Genomic DNA, 18,223 nt, shown 5'->3' with positions numbered 1-18,223 from the left:
GCTGCGCAGGTTAAGCAAACATCCGCCGTGCGTCAGACGCATGGCGTTTTCGGACAGCGGCGGCCATTGCCTGGTCCACGCCGCTGTCTGACAGCTTGTTGGGATATCACAATGAAAAAACATCTTATTGCCTTCTGCCTGAGCAGCGCGCTGCTGACCGGCGTCATTATGCCAGTCCAGGCCGACATCAATCTGGTACCGCAGGATCTTTCCGCGGCGCCGTCCATTCCCACAGCGCGGCTGCAGCAGCTCAGCTGGCAGCCGGTAGATGCTTCGCGTGCACAAACCACCACGCTGACACAAAGTGCAACGCCGCTGGATGTACGTGGCGTCACGGGGGCCATCGCGGCTTACAGCCTGCCTGCCAATCAGGGCGAGCTGACGGTTACGCTAAGCAGCGAGGTGGTACACAATCAGGTCTTTGCCCCTAATGTGCTGGTACTGGATGAAAACCTGCAGCCGGCCGCGTGGTTTCCGAGCCGCTTCTTTAGCTATCAGCAGCCCGGCGTGATGAGCGCCGACCGGCTGGAAGGGGTGATGAAGCTGACGCCGGTGCCGGGCCAGCAGAAAATCTATTTGCTGGTGTTCACCACCGACCAGGATTTAACCCAGACCACGACGCTGCTGGATCCAGCCAAAGCTTATGCCAAAGGCACCGGCCATGCGGTACCGGATATTCCCGATCCGGTGGCGCGTCACAGCCGCGACGGCAAAATCAAACTGAGAGTAGCAACCAGTTCCGGCTCGTCGATTCTGGTTGGCCCGTTGTTTGGCTCAGCCGCGCCTGCCGCTGTCACCGTTGGCAGCACCCGGCCGGCCATGGCCGCCACGACGGCGCGCGCGCCAGCGCCTGAACCGGCACCGCTGGTGAATGAGACGGAAAGCTATTTCAATCAGAGCATTCGTCAGGCGGTGCAACAGGGCAATATCGATAAAGCGCTGAAGCTGCTGGATGAAGCGGAGCGTCTGGGTTCGACCTCGGCGCGGCAAACCTTTATCAGCAGTGTTAAAGGCAAGGGGTGAAACTGCCCCGACAGTGCTGAGTTGCCCCACCTGGTGCGCTTCGGCGCACCTTTTTTATGGCACTCCGACCTGCACGCAGCAGGTCGGTTTCGTGCTACTTACGCTGACGCTGACGTGATTGTACCGCCGTCAGCAACGCATCGATTCTGTCATCTTCCGCCATCGCTTCCAGCGTTACGCTTAGCTTACGTCGCCAGTTGGGATACTGATCGACGGTGCCCGGCACATTGACCGGCAGTGCCATATCCAGCCACTCTTCCGGCTGCAAACCGAGCAGCGCACACTGGCTGCGGGCCAGATAGCGATGGATCGCCTGACTAAGCTGATGACTCATGCGTACGCTGGCCCGCCGGAAGCGGCGGCGCGGCGGCAGATCACCGCTGCGCAGCAGCGTGCGCAGCAACGCCTGTTTAGCCAGGCGCCGATCGCGATACAGGCCAGCGAGAATCGCCCGATCGGGGTAAAGCCCCAGCGCACTGCTCAGCCGCAAATCGTCACTTTGCCACCAGCCGCGCAGCGTCGGCATATCATGGGTGGTGGTAACGGCCATCGCCTGACGCGGCCACGCCGCGGGTGCGCGGAAGTGGCGCTGCGATTCCTGCTCAAAGTAGAGCACTTTGTAGGAGTACACACCGGCGTCGTGCAGTTTATCAACGATGGCTTCCGGCACGGTGCCCAGATCCTCGCCAATCACCATGCAACGATGGCGCTGGCTCTCCAGTGCCAGAATCGCCAGCAAATCATCCACCGGATAGTGCACATAGGCGCCGTGCGCCGCGCTTTCGTCCTTCGGTATCCACCATAAACGCAGCAGCGCCATCACATGGTCAATGCGCAGCGCGCCGCAGTCGCGCATGCTGGCGCGCAGCAGGGCGATCCATGGTTCATAGCCGCGCGCGGCCATCACCTGCGGGTCCATCGGCGGCAATCCCCAGTTCTGACCGAGCGGACCGAGGATATCCGGCGGCGCGCCAACGCTGGCGTCCAGGCAGTAAAGCTGCCGATCGCGCCAGGTTTCCGCGCCATCCGCCGCCACGCCCACCGCCAGGTCGCGATACAGCCCGATCGCCATCTGCTGCTGCTGACACAGCTGCCAGCAGGCGGCGAATTGCTCTGCCGCCAGCCACTGCAGCCACATGTAGAAACGCACCTCGTCGCTGTGCTCAATGCGAAACGCCAGCACTGTCGCACTGTTCGCCTGCTGCCATTCGGCCGGCCAGTGTTGCCAGCCATAGCCCGTGCCATCCTGCGCGCCGCGCGCCGCGTGCAGCGCATCAAACAGTCCCTGATGCAGCAGGCTGTCGCCCCCGGCACGCACAAACTCCGCAAACGCCTGCGCCTGTGCATCATCTGCCGTGCGCCGGCGAAACTGCTGCCAGGCAAGCCGCAGTCCCTGCAACTTAAGCCGGGTGACGGCAGTGTAATCCACCCACGCGGCGTCACGCGCTGCCCGAATCGCCTGCTGCGTCTCCTCAGCTTGCCACCAGGCCTGCGCCGCGTCGCTGAGGCCAAAATCTGCCACGGCGCTTACGTCGATATAGAGGATGTTGAGCCAGCGCCGGGAAGAGGGACTGTAAGGGCTGGCGCTCTCCGGTGCGGCAGGAAACAGCGCGTGCAGCGGATTGAGCCCGACAAACGCGCCGCCGCGCCGCGCGGTTTCAGCGATCATCTGCCGCAGATCGCCGAAATCCCCGATGCCCCAGTTAGCCGCAGAGCGCAGCGTATACAGCTGAATACAACTGCCCCACAGCGATTCGCCCGCCAGCAGTTCCGCAGGTTCGTAGCAGCGGCGGGGTGCCACAATAACCGGGCAACGGTGACACTGTAACTCTTGGGTCAATGTCAGCTGGTGATAACCGGCGGGCAACGCGGGCAACACCAATGCCTGACCCGGCTGGCAGCGCCCGGACCAGCTTTCGCCGCTTTCGCTCGTCAGCTGCCATTCCGCGTTGGCGTTGAGCAGCGGTGCCAGACTCAGTGGCTGTCCGACATAAAAAATCACCACCGGCGGCAGCGGTGCGGAGCCGTTTGCAGGGGCCTGCATCAGCGCAGCAAGACGCTGATGGGTAAGAGCAGAAATCTGCCGCGGTTTTCCGTGCGCATCAATATATTCCGCAGCAATAAGCGCGTCAGCACGGCGATCAAGAGCATCTTTGGGTTTCATGGCGTTCCTTAGCGGCTGGCCTGCCAGATACGTTGCTGATAGTCACGAATGGCGCGATCGGCACTGAACATGCCGCAACGCGCGGTATTGAGGATTGCGGCGCGCGTCCAGGCCTCAGGATCGGCCCACAGCGCTTCAACCTGCTGCTGCGCGTTGAGATAGTGGCGAAAATCAGCCAGTACCAGATAAGGATCGCCGCCTTGCGCGCCCAGGCTGTTGACCAGATCGCTAAACGCCGTGCGGTCGCCGTTACTGAAGGTGCCATCTTCCAGCGCGGTCAGCGCGCGATCCAGCTGCGCATCCTTGCTGCGCCAGTTCAATGGCGAGTAACCGGCCTGTTTCAGCGCGCTGACCTGCTCTACGGTATGGCCAAAGATGAAGATATTCTCTTCACCCACCTGCTGCGCGATTTCAACGTTGGCCCCATCCAGCGTACCGATGGTGAGTGCGCCGTTCAGCGCCAGCTTCATATTGCCGGTACCGGATGCTTCTTTGCCCGCAGTCGAGATCTGTTCCGAGAGATCGGCGGCCGGGATCAGGTGCTCGGCAACCGACACGTTGTAATCAGGGATAAAAACAATTTTCAGCCGATCGCCAACGCGCGCATCGTGGTTGATGGTTTCCGCCACTTTATTGATGGCGTAGATGATGTTTTTTGCCAGCGCATAACCCGGCGCCGCTTTGGCACCAAACAGCATCACGCGCGGAGCCAGATTGGCCTGCGGATCGCTGACCAGCGTTTGCCACAGCGCAATCATGTGCAGCAGCATCAGGTGCTGCCGTTTGTATTCGTGCAGCCGCTTAATCTGGACGTCAAACAGCGCATCAGGTTGAACCGCAATGCCGGTTCGGTCGGCGATCCACTGCGTCAGCGCCTGCTTGTTGTGCTGCTTAATGGCGCGATATTCGGCGCGGAAGGCGGCATCATCGGCGAACGGCGTCAGATCCTGCAGTGCATCAAGATCGTTAAGCCACGGACGCTGCAGCGTTTTGTTGATCAGCGCCGCCAGCGCCGGATTGCACTGGTTGATCCAGCGACGCGGCGTGATGCCGTTGGTGACATTGTGGAACTTCTCCGGCCACAGCGCGTGATACTCGGGGAACAGGTCCTGTACTACCAGCCGCGAGTGCAGCGCCGCCACGCCGTTGACCGCAAAGCTGCCGACCACGCACAGGTTCGCCATACGCAATTGCTGATCGTGCACCAGCGCCAGTTTTGACCAGATCGCCTGATTGCCCGGCCAGCGCGCCTCAACCTGCTGTTTCAGCTGCGCATTGAGCGTATTGATGATCATCACATGGCGCGGCAGCAGGCTACGCACCAGGCGCAGGTTCCAGCACTCCAGCGCTTCCGGCATCAGCGTGTGGTTGGTGTAGGCGAAGGTGCGCTGGGTGATGCGCCATGCGTCCTGCCAGCTAAGCTGGTGCTCATCCAGCAGCAGCCGCAACAGCTCCGGGATGGCCAGCGTCGGATGCGTATCGTTCAGCTGGATCACTTCATAATCCGCTAACGTTTCGATGGATCGTCCCGCAGCCTGATGACGGCGCAGAATATCCGCCAGCGTACAGGCACACTGGAAATACTGCTGCATCAGACGCAGCTTTTTGCCGGCCTGATGGTTGTCATTCGGATAAAGCACTTTGGTCAGTTTTTCCGCCTCAATGCCTTGTTGTTCCGCACGCAGAAAATCGCCGTTGTTGAAACGCTGGAGATCAAACGGACGGGCATGCTTTGCCTGCCACAGACGCAAGGGCTGCGTGATGCCGTTGCGGAAACCGACCACCGGCAGATCCCAGGCTTCACCCTGCACAACAAAAGCAGGCTGCCAGTGCGTCACGCCGTCAATGGTGGTCACACTGCCGCCCAGTCCGACCTGCACGTCAAGCGCCGCGTTGTGGCGAAACCAGGGATAACGATCGCGCTGCCAGTCATCCGGCTGTTCGTGCTGCGCGCCCCCGACAAAATGCTGGCGAAACAGGCCGTACTGGTAGTTCAGGCCATAGCCGATCGCAGGCTGGCCGGTGGTCGCCATCGCATCGAGAAAACAGGCGGCCAGCCGTCCCAGACCGCCGTTGCCCAGTGCCGGATCGGTTTCACGCTCCAGCACGTCACTCAGCGTCACTCCAGCTGCGGCAAGCGTCGCTTTGACGCCGTCGTACCAGCCGAGATTCAGCAGATTGTTGCCGGTCAGCCTGCCCAGCAGAAACTCCATCGACAGATAATTAACGTGGCGCTGTCCGCCAGCGGCCGGCTGCGCCGGTATATCCGCCAGCAGTTCGGCCAGCGCGCCGCTCAGCGCGTGCCACCACTGGTCGGGGCTCATTTCCTGCGCATCCGGCAGGCCAAAACGTTGCCTCTGGCGCACCAGCGCGGCAGAAAAACGGTCAGGGTCAAATGTGGGCAGTGCCATAGGGAAACTCCAGTCGAATAAATAGGGTTACAGGCAGTGTGACGCTGCCGCCAGGCGGCTACCTCCTCCTGTAAAAAATTCCACGGGGAGGACAGGGAGGGTGGAGAGGCTGAGGTAAATCTGAAAGCGCGGCAGGAGTGTGATAACACTCGCTTTTGTAAAGCGTAACTAATCAGTTCGCTTGCATTCAGTAACCGAATCTCCGAACGTGTATGACTATTAATTACGAAGCGTAAAAAAATGATGCGCTGAACGTTAACGGAGAAGCGTGCGCCCATGTTGATACCCTCAAAACTGAGTCGTCCCGTTCGTCCTGAAAGCACGGTTACCCGCGATCGTCTGCTGCAAAAGCTCAGCGCAGCGGCGAATTACCGGCTGGTGCTGATTGCCAGCCCGGCGGGCTACGGCAAAACCACGCTGGTATCGCAGTGGGCGGCTGATAAAACCGAGCTGGGCTGGTATTCATTAGACGAGGGCGACAATCAGCCGGAGCGCTTCGCCGATTACCTGATCGCCGCGCTGCAGCAGGCTACCCGCGGCGCATGCAGCCGCAGCGAGACGCTGGCGCAAAAGCGTCAGTACGTGAACCTCAATGCGCTGTTCGCCCAGCTGTTCAATGAGCTGGCCGCGTGGCAGCAGCCGCTGTGGCTGATCATCGATGATTATCATCACATCACTAATCCCGCCGTGCATGAAGCGATGCGCTTTTTCCTGCGCCATCAGCCGGATAACCTGACGCTGGTGGTGCTGTCCCGCAATCTGCCGCAGTTGGGTATTGCTAATCTGCGCGTGCGTGAACAACTGCTGGAGCTGGGCAGCCAGCAGCTGGCCTTCACCCATCAGGAGGCGAAACAGTTCTTCGACTGCCGCCTGAGTGCGCCGCTCGCGCCGGATGAGAGCAACCGTCTGTGTGATGATGTAGCAGGCTGGGCGACCGCGTTACAGCTGATCGCACTGTCCACCCGTCAGGGCGCGGCATCGGCGCAGGACTCCGCTCGCCGGCTCTCCGGTATTAATGCCAGCCACCTTTCCGATTATCTGGTCGAGGAAGTGCTGGATAACGTCGATGCCGCCACGCGCCATTTTTTGCTGAAGAGCGCGTTATTGCAGTCGATGAATGATGCGCTGGTCGCCTGCGTGACCGGTGAAGACAACGGGCGCATGCGGCTGGAAGAAATTGAACGTCAGGGGCTGTTTATTCAGCGCATGGATGATTCAGGACAGTGGTTCAGCTATCACCCGCTGTTCGGCAGCTTTTTGCGTCAGCGCTGCGAATGGGAGCTGGCCAGCGAGCTACCGGCCATTCACCGCGCGGCTGCGCAAAGCTGGATGGCGCAGGGTTTTCCCGGCGAAGCGATTCATCATGCGCTGGCGTCCGGCGATACCGATATGCTGCGTGACGTGCTGCTGCAGCATGCGTGGACGCTGTTCAACCGCAGCGAACTGGCACTGCTGGAGCAGTCGCTGAATGCGCTGCCGTGGCGCACGCTGCTGGCCAGCCCGAAGCTGGTGCTGCTGCAGGCGTGGCTGATGCAGAGCCAGCATCGATTTTCCGAAGTTAACCGGCTGCTGGCGCGCTTTGAGGAAGGCTGCGACTGCGAGATCGACGCTGCGCTGCAGGGCGAATTCAATGCGGTGCGCGCACAGGTGGCCATCAATCACGGCAACGCCGACGAAGCAGAGCGGCTGGCACGGCTGGCGCTGGAAACGCTGCCGGAAACGCGTCGCTACAGCCGCATTGTGGCCACTTCAGTGCACGGCGAAGTGATGCATTGCAAAGGCGATCTGACCAACTCGCTGGCGCTGATGCGGCAAACCGAACAGATGGCGCGCCGCGATGAAGCCTGGCACTACGCGCTGTGGAGTTTGATTCAGCAGAGCGAAATCCTGTTCGCGCAGGGATTTTTACAGTCAGCGTGGGAGATTCAGGAAAAAGCGTTTGTGCTGGTGAGTGAACAGCATCTGGCGAACATCCCGCTGCACGAGTTTTTACTGCGCATCCGTGCGCAGCTGATGTGGGCGTGGGGCCGGCTGGATGAGGCCGAACACGCCGCGCGCGCGGGCATCAAAGTCCTGAAAGGCTATCCGCCCCAGCAGCAAATCCAGTGCCTTGGGCTATTGATTCAGTGCTCGCTGGCACGCGGCAATCTGGATAATGCACGCAGCTATCTCAGCCGGCTGGAAAACCTGATGAATAACGGCGTGCTGCACAGCGACTGGATTGCCAACGCCGACAAAGTGCGGCTGATCTACTGGCAGATGACGGGCGATGCGCAGAGCGCCAGCCACTGGATGCGCCATACCGATAAACCCGCCTTTGCCAACAATCATTTTTTGCAGGGCCAGTGGCGCAATGTGGCGCGGGCGCAGATCCTGCTGGGCAATCTCAGCCAGGCCGAAGTGATCCTCGATGAGCTGAATGAAAATGCGAATGCGTTGCGGCTGATGAGTGATTTAAACCGTAACCTGCTGCTGCTAAATCAAATCTACTGGCAAACCGCGCGCAAAGCGGAGGCGCAGCAGGCGCTGATCGAAGCGCTGAAGCTGGCACGCAGCACCGGCTTCGTCAGCCACTTCGTGATTGAGGGCGAAATGATGGCGCAGCAGCTGCGCCAGTTAATTCAGCTCAATACGCTGAGCGAACTCGATCAGCATCGGGCCCGGCGCATTCTCAGTGAGATCAACAAGTATCACCGGCACAAGTTTGCCCATTTCGATGAGGGCTTCGTCAGCCGGCTGTTGAACCACCCGGATGTGCCGGAGCTGATTCGCACCAGTCCGCTGACCCAGCGCGAATGGCAGGTGCTGGGGTTGATCTACTCCGGCTACAGCAACGATCAGATCGCCGGCGAGCTGGACGTCGCGGCAACCACCATCAAAACCCATATCCGTAATCTGTACCAGAAGCTGGGCGTCACCCATCGCGCCGAAGCGATGCACCAGGCACAGTCAATGCTGAAACTGATGGGCTACGTTTAAGGCAGAAGTCGTGTTGCGGTGAATCTCATTACCTGCAGAGCGCGTATAACGCTGGGCAGGACTTGATATATACATGAGGGAGTGAAATACTTGTAATGACATTTGTATGTACAAGAGGTGTAGGACATGGGCAGCATCAACCTGCGTATTGATGATGAACTCAAAGCACGTTCTTACGCTGCGCTTGAAAAAATGGGGGTGACTCCCTCTGAAGCGCTTCGTCTCATGCTTGAGTATATCGCCGAAAATGAACGTTTGCCGTTCAAACAGACACTGCTGAGCGACGAAGATGCTGAGCTGGTCGAAATAGTGAAAGAGCGGCTTCGCAATCCTAAGCCAGTTCGTGTGACGCTGGATGACCTTTGATGGCCTATTTTCTGGATTTTGACGAGCGGGCACTAAAGGAATGGCGAAAGCTGGGCTCGACGGTACGTGAACAATTAAAAAAAGCTGGCTGAAGTACTTGAGGCACCCCGTATTGAAGCGAACAAGCTTCGCGGTATGCCTGACTGCTACAAAATAAAGCTCAGGTCTTCAGGTTATCGCCTTGTCTATCAGGTGATAGACGAGAAGGTGGTGGTTTTCGTGATTTCGGTTGGTAAAAGAGAACGCGCGGAGGTTTATAACGAGGCCGTGAAGCGCATTCTCTAAAACTAAGCCGGGTATTTCTGTTTCACCTTTAAAGTATCATTCTGCTTTAAGCCAACAGACTCATCGTATTGCCACTGAATCTGCTCCAGACGCTCCCCGGCGTACACTGAACCATACCTCAGCTTTGTGCCGCGAGCTGGCGCGTCAGCCACGCATCCAGCTCGCTTTCCGGCAGCGGGCGCGCATAAAAGTAACCCTGCGCCTGATCGCAGCCGTACTCCGCCAGCGCGGCAACGGTGTCGACATTCTCTACGCCTTCAGCCAGTACGGTGTAATCCAGCTGTTTCAGCATGGTAATGATGCTGCGCGCGATAATCCGCGACGCGGTATCTGAGGCGATTTCGCTGATCAGCGCGCGATCAAGCTTGATCACATCAAGCGGCATCCGTCGCAGATAGCCGATATTGCTGTAGCCGGTGCCAAAGTCATCCAGCGAGATGCCAAACCCACGCAGCTTGAGCATCTCCAGCCCCTGTAGCGCGGCGGGACTGTTAATAATCTGCTCGGTCTCCAGACATTCAATGCCCAGCAGCGAGGTCGGCAGGCGGGCCTGCAGCATCTTCGTTTCCAGCGCATCGGCAAAGCCGGGATCAGAGAAGTCGCGGCTGCTGATATTGATAGTCACCGGCAGCTGGAGAGGGCTGTGCTGCAGGCGTTTTAGCCTGGCGATCGCCTTGTCGGTCACCCAGCTGGTTAAGGCACTGAGCAGCTCGGTCTGTTCCGCCAGCGGGATAAACAGATCGGGAGCGAGTTCGCCGCGCTGCGGATGCCGCCAGCGCACCAGTGCCTCCAGGCCAACGGGCCGGCCACTGTTCAGGCAGATCTTCGGCTGGAACGCCAGCCACAGGCCCTGATCCTGTTGCAGTGCCGCAGCCAGATCGTTCATCAGCAGAAAGTCCTGAGTGCGGCGCTGATCGGCTACCAGGCTGAAGCTCATGGCAGGCACCCGGTTGCCAATCGCCTCATGCAGGGCACTTACCGCACGGCGCAGCACTTCCTGTGCGCGGAGTTCTGCTGGAATGAAAATGACCTCGCCGGTAAAGCAGGTGAGGGCGACAGAGATGCCCGCGTCCAAATCCGCGCTGATCCCTGCCAGGTTTTCCGCCACCGATGCGGCGGTCAGCGGGCTGTTATCCATGGTGAGAATCGCAAAACGCCCGGTGGCGACGGTATAAATGATGTCGTCCGCACCGGGCTGCAGGCGCAAAGGCAGTAACGTGGTGACGTGCTTCAGCAGGCTTTCCACCGGCCCCATGCCCATGGAGCGCGCCAGCTCGTAGGCGCGCGGCATATCAATGCAGTCGATCAGGATCAGCCGCTGCGGCGTCCGGTCCCCGATGGAGGCCAGCCGCTGCAGGTCGCGAATCAGGCGCTGGCGGTTAGGCAGTGCCGTGACCGGATCGGTGAAGCCGGCGCAGTGCCACGCTTCGAGGAAGGACATCACCAGATCGGCCAGCAGCTGTAATACCTTCACCTGATCAGCGCTGAATGAGTGTGGCGCGACGTCCGTGACGCACAGCGTGCCCAGCACATAGCCATCGCGATGTCTGAGCGGCACACCGGCGTAAAAGCGGATAAAAGGGGCACCGATGATCAGCGGATGGCGGGCAAAACGCGCATCCAGCAGGGTGTCGGAGATGACTACCGCGCCGTCACTGTCCACGGCGTGGCGGCACAGCGAATCCTCGCGGGACGAGTGCTCCAGCGCAAAATTGTGGGCGGCGCAGATATGCTGATGTTCATCATCCAGAACGGACACAAAGCTACCCGGAATACCCAGTGCCTGACTGGTCAGCCGGACAAAGTTTTGTAATACGTCGTCACGGCTTTCGTCGCGACTGCGCAGCGCCTTCAATGCCCGTGCGCGGCGATCGTCGTCACCGTTGAAATTCATCAGCATAATTTCCTCCGCGCCGGCCTGGTTCCGGTGCGAAATTTAACAGCAAAAAGTTCAGTATGCGGCCTGCAACACCCTGCCGCTGGCGTGGTTAATAAGCGTAAATATTATAATGGTCTTTCTCATGGTAGGCTTAACACCGGCATCTGTCATTTTTATTTTCTTTAACGAAATTTTTAAGCAGCGACGATTCTGATAATTTATCGTATTATTTTTATCAGTCTGGCAATAACAGGTTACCTGACCTCTCTGCTAACTCTAATTAAGTAGAGCATGCAGGCCATTACTTCCTGAGAATGAAGGCATTATTAATTTCTGGCAGGGATGAGTCGGGTAATAATGCTGGCTTTCTAATAATTAATGAGCAAAATAATAGTATCGCTGCGTATTATTACCCTGATAAAAAACGCACCTGTCGGTATATTTATCATACTGGCTAATGTTATATAAACGTATTGTTCAGTCCGCACTGTCACCGCAAACAGCAGATTTCCCTCTCAAATTATTCCCCGTTAATCAAACTCAGCAGGTGTAACACCGTTTTGGCCGGATGATTACGCCGCCAGGCGAAGGCAATGTCGGTGAACAGCGTATTATTTTCAATGTCACGAAATACCAGCTGTGGATTATTGACGCAGCACAGTGAAGCCGGCACCAGCGCAATCCCGCAGCCTGCGCCCACCATGCCGAGCGAGGAGGTAATCTGCGGTGCCTGCTGAAAGCGACTTGCGGCAAAGCCGGCGCGCAGACAGGCACTGACGATTAATTCGTACAGGCTGGGCGCCACCTCGCGCGGGAAAATAATCAATGATTCTCCGGCCAGCTGCGTCAGCGCAACACTCTGCTGCTGGCTGAGCGCATGGCTGGCCGGCAGCGCCACTTTCATCTCCTCCGTGGCGATCACTTTCAGGTTAAACGCCTTACTGCTTTCACACGGCAGACGAATGAACGCCGCATCCAGCAAACCTTCCCCTAAGTCCTGCATCAGCAGCGCCATGTTCTCTTCCCGGGTGATGAGCTCCATCGCCGGGTAACGCGTTTTAAAGGCGCGAATCAGATCAAACACCGGCGCGCCAAACGCCACCGAGCTGGCAAAACCCAGTGACATCTGGCCGCTCATGCCCCGCGCCACGCCGCGCGCCTTTTCCAGCGCCATATCGGCCAGCTGCACAATCGCTATCGCATCGGGCAGAAACGCGCGGCCCGCATCGGTCAGTTCCACGCCGCGCGTCAGGCGTTTCAGCAGCGGCGTGCCGATCTCGTGCTCCAGCCGCTGGATTTGCTGGCTGAGCGGTGGCTGCGATATGCCCAGCAACTCGGCGGCGCGGGTAAAGTGCTGCGTTTCAGCAACGGCAACGAAATAACGCAGGTGGCGAAGTTCCATATCAAAAACGTCTCGAAGTTGGCAGTTTTCACTATTGGATTCTGTGAGCCATGTAGCCCACCATGATATTAACACGGCTTAACTATCTGATTGTGAGGCAGCAAATGTGTAACTTTGTATCTGATTGTTCATGCGAAGATCAGCTAAAGGCATCCGTCACTCAACTGGGACAGCAATCACCAGAAAAGGTTATCTATCAGACCTCCCTGATGAGTGCGCTGCTCAACGGCGTCTATGACGGTTCAACCACCGTCGCGCAGCTGTTGCAGAAGGGCGATTTTGGCCTCGGCACGTTCAATCAGCTGGATGGTGAACTGGTGGCATTTGACCGGCAGATTTATCAGCTGCGCGCCGATGGCAGCGCCAGCCCGGCACGGCCTGAACAACAAACCCCGTTCGCCGTGATGACCTTCTTCAAACCGGAACATCAGCACCGCTTTGCGCATACCGCCACGCGCGATGACGTCCATCAGGTGATTGATCGCATCATAACTTCCGATAACCATTTCTGCGCGCTGCGCCTGAGCGGTCGCTTTGCCTCAGTGCAGACGCGCACCGTGCCCTGCCAGTGCCGTCCGTATCGCTCTATGCCGGAAGTGCTGGGCAATCAGCCCACCTTCGATTTTCGCCAGCGTGACGGTGAGCTGATTGGATTCCGCACGCCGCAATATATGCAGGGTATTAACGTCGCCGGCTATCACGAGCACTTCATCACCGACGATCGTCAGGGCGGCGGGCATATCCTCGACTATGTGCTGGAGCAGGGCACGCTGACGTTTGGTGCCATCAGCAAGCTGGTGGTCGACCTGCCGCAGGATCGCGAGTTTTTACAGGCCGATCTCAATCCTCAGGATCTCGATGCCGCGATCCGTTCCGTCGAAAGTTAATCGCAGAGGTGATCATGAAACAGCTTAAAACCCAGACGCTGTGGAACAGTGGCGCAGACCTGGTTGTCGCTCAGCTGGAAGCGCAGGGCGTAAACCATATTTTTGGCATTCCCGGTGCCAAAATCGACAAGGTGTTTGATTCGCTGGTAGATTCTTCCATTCAGCTGATTCCGGTGCGTCATGAGGCTAACGCGGCGTTTATGGCCGCGGCAATGGGCCGCCTGACCGGCCACGCCGGCGTAGCGCTGGTGACTTCCGGGCCCGGCTGCTCAAACCTGGTGACCGGCATGGCCACCGCCACCAGCGAAGGCGATCCGGTGGTGGCGATCGGCGGGGCGGTTAAGCGCTCTGACAGTGCCAAACAGGTGCATCAAAGCATGGACACGGTGGCGATGTTTCGCCCGGTGACCAAATTTGCCGTCGAAGTCACTGATGCCTCGGCGCTCGCGGAGTGCGTATCGAACGCGTTTCGCCATGCCGAAAACGGGCGCGGCGGCGCATCGTTCCTCAGTCTGCCGCAGGACATTGTTGACCAGCCGGTGTCAGGCAGCCTGTTACAGCGTTCAGGACACATCACGCTGGGCGCTGCGCCAGACGCGCTGGTGAATGCCGTAAGCCGCGAGATTGCGCGGGCGAAAAATCCGGTGATCCTGCTGGGCCTGATGGCCAGCCAGCCGGAAAACAGCGCGGCGATTCATGAATTGTTAACCAAAAGCCGTATTCCGGTGACCAGCACCTATCAGGCGGCGGGCGCGGTGCGGCAGGATCACTTCTCACGCTTTGCCGGGCGGGTTGGCCTGTTTAACAATCAGGCCGGTGACCGATTGCTCCAGCAGGCGGATTTGATTATCACCATCGGTTACAGCCCGGTCGAGTATGAACCGGCCATGTGGAACCGCAGCAACGCCTTGCTGGTGCACATCGACGTGCTGCCCGCCGAGACCGATAACCACTACCAACCCGACGCTGAACTGGTGGGCGATATCGCCGGGACAGTACGCAAAATCGCCGCGCAAATCACGTCGCCGCTGCAGCTCAGCGACGCTGCCGCCACCATTCTGCAGGATCGTCAGCAACAGCGTCAGCTGCTGGCGATGCAGGGTGCCAGCCTCGATCAGTTCGCCCTGCATCCGCTGCGTATCGTGCGGGCGATGCAGGACATCATTAACAGTGACGTCAGCCTGACGGTCGACATGGGCAGTTTTCATATCTGGATTGCCCGTTACCTCTACAGCTTCCGGGCACGGCAAATCATGATTTCCAACGGGCAGCAAACCATGGGCGTGGCGCTGCCGTGGGCGATTGGCGCCTGGCTGGTCGATCCGTCCCGTAAAGTGGTTTCGGTGTCGGGCGACGGCGGCTTTCTGCAATCCAGCATGGAGCTGGAAACCGCCGTCAGGTTAAAGGCCAATATTCTGCACATCATCTGGGTCGACAATGGCTATAACATGGTGGCGATTCAGGAAGAGAAGAAATACCAGCGCGTCTCCGGTGTGAACTTCGGGCCGGTGGATTTCAAAGCTTACGCGCAGGCGTTTGGTGCCGCTGGATTTTCGGTGAACAGCGCAGCTGAGCTGGAACCCACGTTGCGGCGGGCGATGGAGGTGGAAGGACCGGCCGTGGTGGCCATCCCGGTAGATTACAGCGATAACCCGCTGCTGATGGGGCAGCTGCACCTCAGCCAGCTGCTTTGATCGGCTGTCACCTGAGTCAGTCCGGACCGGCCGTCAACGTCACGGCGGTCCGGAATAATGCGCTATTTAGCGCCAGGCTGGCCGGATGGGGTTAAAAGCTCTGCCAGTCCGCGTCCATTCCGTGACCGGCGGCCACGGGTACAGCAGCCGGACGTTTCAGCGCGGAGACCGTTTTCGGGCGCTCAGCAGGTCGCGCGGACCCGGCCAGTGAAAACTGATTCACCAGGCCGGACAGGGTTTGCGCCTGATCCTGCAATGACGCCGATGCGGCAGAGGCCTCCTCTACCAGCGCCGCATTCTGCTGCGTCACATCATCCATCTGATTGATCGCCAGGTGCACCTGCGAGATGCCGGTGTTTTGCTCTTCCGCAGCCGCCGCAATTTCGCTGACTAAATCATTCACCTGGCGGAACGCGGTTTTCAGTCCGGCCATGTTCTCTTCCACTGCTTCGGCCTGTACCGCACCCGATTCCACCAGGCTGTAAGAGGTATCGATCAGCTGTTTGATCTCTCTGGCCGCCTGGGTCGAACGCTGTGAGAGGTTGCGCACTTCACCCGCGACGACCGCAAAGCCCTTACCGTGTTCACCGGCGCGTGCCGCTTCGACAGCAGCGTTAAGCGCCAGGATATTGGTCTGGAAGGCAATGCCTTCGATCAGCGTGACAATTTCGGTGATTTTTTTCGAGCTGGAGCGGATCTCCGCCATGGTGCTGAGCATATTGCCCAGCGACACCGCGCTGGCGTCTGAAAGTTCTGTCGCGTTACCGGCCAGACGATTGGCCTGGCGGGTATTGTCGGCCGTCTGACGCACGGTTTCGCTCAGTTCCGCCATACTGGCCGCCGTCTGTTCCAGCGAGGCGGCCTGCTGTTCCGTCCGCGAGGAGAGATCTTCGTTGCCGGCGGCGATTTGTGCCGACGCAGAACTGACAGCGTGAGAAGCGGTACTGACCTGCGCCAGCGCGCTGCCAACCCGGTCAAGTAGCTGGTTAAAGGCGCGGGCCATGTTGCCGACTTCGTCTTTTTTGCTGTCATCGGCGGTGACGCTCAGGTCAAGGCTGCTGCCAACGTGATCCATCACCTGCCCAATTGCTTTCAGGCTGTGACGAATGCGCATCAGGGTTAACGCGGTGAGCGTACCCAGTAACAGCAGTGTCAGCGTGACCCCGGCACTCAATCCCCAGAATGTGCGGTGATAGATCTCCTGGTTCACCACGCGCAAGCCGTCACCCAGCGACAAATTAAGCGCCATCTGCTGGCGATAATCATTTTTTAACTGACTGATGGCGCCGCCAATACCGCTTTCGGCTTCCAGCATGCCGAGCGTGACGTCATCCTGATGAGCATGCGAAGCAGCCAGAAACGCCGGCAACCGTGATTCAACCACGCGCAGCGTCGCCAGGCCTTTAATGGTCATCTGCTTATCTTCGTCGCTGGAGATATCATTGGCTAAATAATATTCTGCCAGCGTTTTAATGTCGGCCAGGCGCTGAGCGATTTCTTTCTCGACCGACGGCATACGCGCATTGTCAGTCTGGCTTTGATGTTTATACAGGGAGAGCGACAGTTTATTGCTGCGATCGATCAGTTCGGACAGATCGCGAATAGAGGGAATCGCATTGACCTGAACATATTCAAAGCGCTCCTGAAAACCGCCTAACAGTCGCACAGAAATAATGCCCGTCACCACCAGTGAAGCTGAGAGTAAAATGAAAGCCAGGGTAAGTCTTTGAGTAATATTCATCATATTGTTACCTGGTAAAAAGTTAAAAGGAATAAAGCGACAACCCACCGTACATCGGCAGGACCTCACAAAAGGTTATTTCAAAAATTATGAATAAATTAACTTTTCAGGATCATTAATTTTGAAGTAATTAAATAACTTTCAAAATGCGTGACGTATTATTTTGCGCTAATTAACTGCTTCTTACGGTGGGCTATCCACTCACGATACTGGGCCGGCGTCATCGCCATCACCTGATGGAAGGCTTTACGAAAGGCGGTATCTTCGCTGTAACCGCACTGCAAGGCGGTCTGACGCACGCTGACGTCGGTGCTGGCCAGAATGGTACAGGCCAGTTCAATGCGGATGCGGGTAATAAACTCTTTTGGCGTCTCCTGCGACAGGGCTTTCATTCTGCGCTGCAGGGTGCGCCCGGTAACGTTGAGTGCGGCTGCCAGTTGCGCGGCATTGATGGCGGGATTTTCCAGGCGGATGATCTCCTGCGCCCGCACCAGAAACGGCGTGCTGCTTTTCCCCGCACCCGGCGAGCCGGGAAGGTGGGTGTGCAGCACAGGGTTATCGGCCAGCGACATCTCCCGGGTGAGATCCGCCACCGCCTTGCCGGCGTTTTTTTCAATGATATACAGGGCCAGCGATATCCATGAAAAACAGCCACCGCTGGTAATGACGCGCTCGTCTTCCTCCAGCGTTTTGCCTTTCGCCAGTCGCGCCTGCGGATAGCGCGCCTGCAGCATATGGCTGACCCACCAGGTGGTGGTAAAGGAACGGTTATTCAGCAAACCCGCCTCGCCAAGGATCACGCCACCGGTGCCAGCAGCAGCAACCCAGACACCCTGCTGATAGAGTTTGTTAAACCAGCCGGCAGCCTGACGGATACTGTCGAGGTTAATCGGTTGCAGGTCGGGCCCCAGCAACATGCCGGGCGCAATCACCACATCAACCGCACCAGTCCCCTGAAATGAGCTGTCGATGTGAATCAGGCGGCCTTCCGTATCCCACACCGGGTCACCGTTGGCGCTGACAATCAGCGTTTCAAAAGCTTTATCGGGAAAGCGTGCGGCGTGCACGGGGGAAGAGGCAATCGCTTTGTTGGTTATCCAGAAAAGGTCGGTCATTCCGGCAACGGCGGACAGTACGCTGCCTTCCAGGGCGAGTATGGCGATACGCATAAGGGGTTTCCTGTGTTCAGATTGTCGTGATTTGCGTGAAAAATGTGACATTTTCCGCCGCTGAAGCTTTGTGGCCTCAATAGCGGACTCTTAGTTTATCTGGCCCTTGCGGTTGTCATCGGAAAAGAAACCGGCAATAAGCGGATATCAGTCCAGCAGGGAAGCGAAAAGGGCGCGTGGATGAAGCGATGGGATCGGGCAAACGAGAGGTGTGTGACAGACA

At 58.3% G+C, this 18,223-nt stretch carries 11 protein-coding genes and 1 pseudogene; 6 read left to right on the top strand and 6 right to left on the bottom strand.

The window, feature by feature from the left end; genetic code table 11:
* The first annotated feature begins 111 nt into the window (after positions 1-111).
* Positions 112-1,023, top strand: coding sequence for a maltose operon protein MalM (malM, locus tag F3J41_RS06445; RefSeq protein WP_166710327.1), 912 nt, complete (start codon positions 112-114; stop codon positions 1,021-1,023).
* 94 nt (positions 1,024-1,117) lie between these two features.
* Here the strand turns inward: malM and malQ are convergent, their stop codons facing one another.
* Both malQ and malP read right to left on the bottom strand, forming a co-directional pair.
* Positions 1,118-3,187, bottom strand: coding sequence for a 4-alpha-glucanotransferase (malQ, locus tag F3J41_RS06440; RefSeq protein WP_166710325.1), 2,070 nt, complete (start codon positions 3,185-3,187; stop codon positions 1,118-1,120).
* 8 nt (positions 3,188-3,195) lie between these two features.
* A complete protein-coding gene (gene malP / locus F3J41_RS06435) occupies positions 3,196-5,598 on the bottom strand; it encodes a maltodextrin phosphorylase (protein ID WP_166710323.1) in 2,403 nt (800 codons plus the stop codon).
* Between the two features lie 276 nt (positions 5,599-5,874).
* Between malP and malT the strand changes: the two genes are divergently transcribed.
* From malT to F3J41_RS06420, 3 genes and pseudogenes are all read left to right on the top strand, one after another.
* Complete coding sequence (malT, locus tag F3J41_RS06430; RefSeq protein ID WP_166710321.1) at positions 5,875-8,577, top strand: HTH-type transcriptional regulator MalT; 2,703 nt, start codon at positions 5,875-5,877, stop codon at positions 8,575-8,577.
* A gap of 126 nt (positions 8,578-8,703) precedes the next feature.
* A complete protein-coding gene (gene relB / locus F3J41_RS06425; RefSeq protein WP_058759167.1) occupies positions 8,704-8,943 on the top strand; it encodes a type II toxin-antitoxin system antitoxin RelB in 240 nt (79 codons plus the stop codon).
* Positions 8,943-9,228, top strand: a pseudogene (locus F3J41_RS06420) (type II toxin-antitoxin system RelE/ParE family toxin). The gene relB and the pseudogene F3J41_RS06420 overlap by 1 nt, the downstream one beginning before the upstream one ends.
* Positions 9,229-9,346: 118 nt before the next feature.
* Here the strand turns inward: F3J41_RS06420 and F3J41_RS06415 are convergent.
* Both F3J41_RS06415 and F3J41_RS06410 read right to left on the bottom strand, forming a co-directional pair.
* A complete protein-coding gene (locus F3J41_RS06415) occupies positions 9,347-11,128 on the bottom strand; it encodes a sensor domain-containing phosphodiesterase (RefSeq protein ID WP_166710319.1) in 1,782 nt (593 codons plus the stop codon).
* Between the two features lie 499 nt (positions 11,129-11,627).
* Positions 11,628-12,509 (bottom strand): LysR family transcriptional regulator, encoded by an 882-nt coding sequence (locus F3J41_RS06410; protein ID WP_104187304.1) that lies wholly within the window; start codon positions 12,507-12,509, stop codon positions 11,628-11,630.
* A 104-nt stretch (positions 12,510-12,613) separates the two neighbouring features.
* Between F3J41_RS06410 and budA the strand changes: the two genes are divergently transcribed.
* Together budA and alsS are read left to right on the top strand one after the other, a co-directional pair.
* Complete coding sequence (budA, locus tag F3J41_RS06405; RefSeq protein ID WP_104093266.1) at positions 12,614-13,396, top strand: acetolactate decarboxylase; 783 nt, start codon at positions 12,614-12,616, stop codon at positions 13,394-13,396.
* Positions 13,397-13,410: 14 nt separating this feature from the next.
* A complete protein-coding gene (alsS, locus tag F3J41_RS06400; RefSeq protein WP_104093265.1) occupies positions 13,411-15,090 on the top strand; it encodes an acetolactate synthase AlsS in 1,680 nt (559 codons plus the stop codon).
* A gap of 91 nt (positions 15,091-15,181) precedes the next feature.
* On the opposite strand, the gene F3J41_RS06395 is transcribed toward alsS, so the two are convergent.
* Both F3J41_RS06395 and F3J41_RS06390 read right to left on the bottom strand, forming a co-directional pair.
* Positions 15,182-16,831: a methyl-accepting chemotaxis protein gene (locus tag F3J41_RS06395; RefSeq protein WP_166710794.1), complete on the bottom strand. Its 1,650-nt coding sequence runs from the start codon at positions 16,829-16,831 to the stop codon at positions 15,182-15,184.
* 158 nt (positions 16,832-16,989) lie between these two features.
* Complete coding sequence (locus F3J41_RS06390) at positions 16,990-18,000, bottom strand: GlxA family transcriptional regulator (protein WP_104187303.1); 1,011 nt, start codon at positions 17,998-18,000, stop codon at positions 16,990-16,992.
* Positions 18,001-18,223: the final 223 nt, after the last annotated feature.

It is taken from the genome of Pantoea sp. Ap-870 (genome assembly GCF_011752515.1).
GTDB lineage: Bacteria > Pseudomonadota > Gammaproteobacteria > Enterobacterales > Enterobacteriaceae > Pantoea > Pantoea dispersa.
This window is presented reverse-complemented; position numbering and strand designations above follow the sequence as displayed.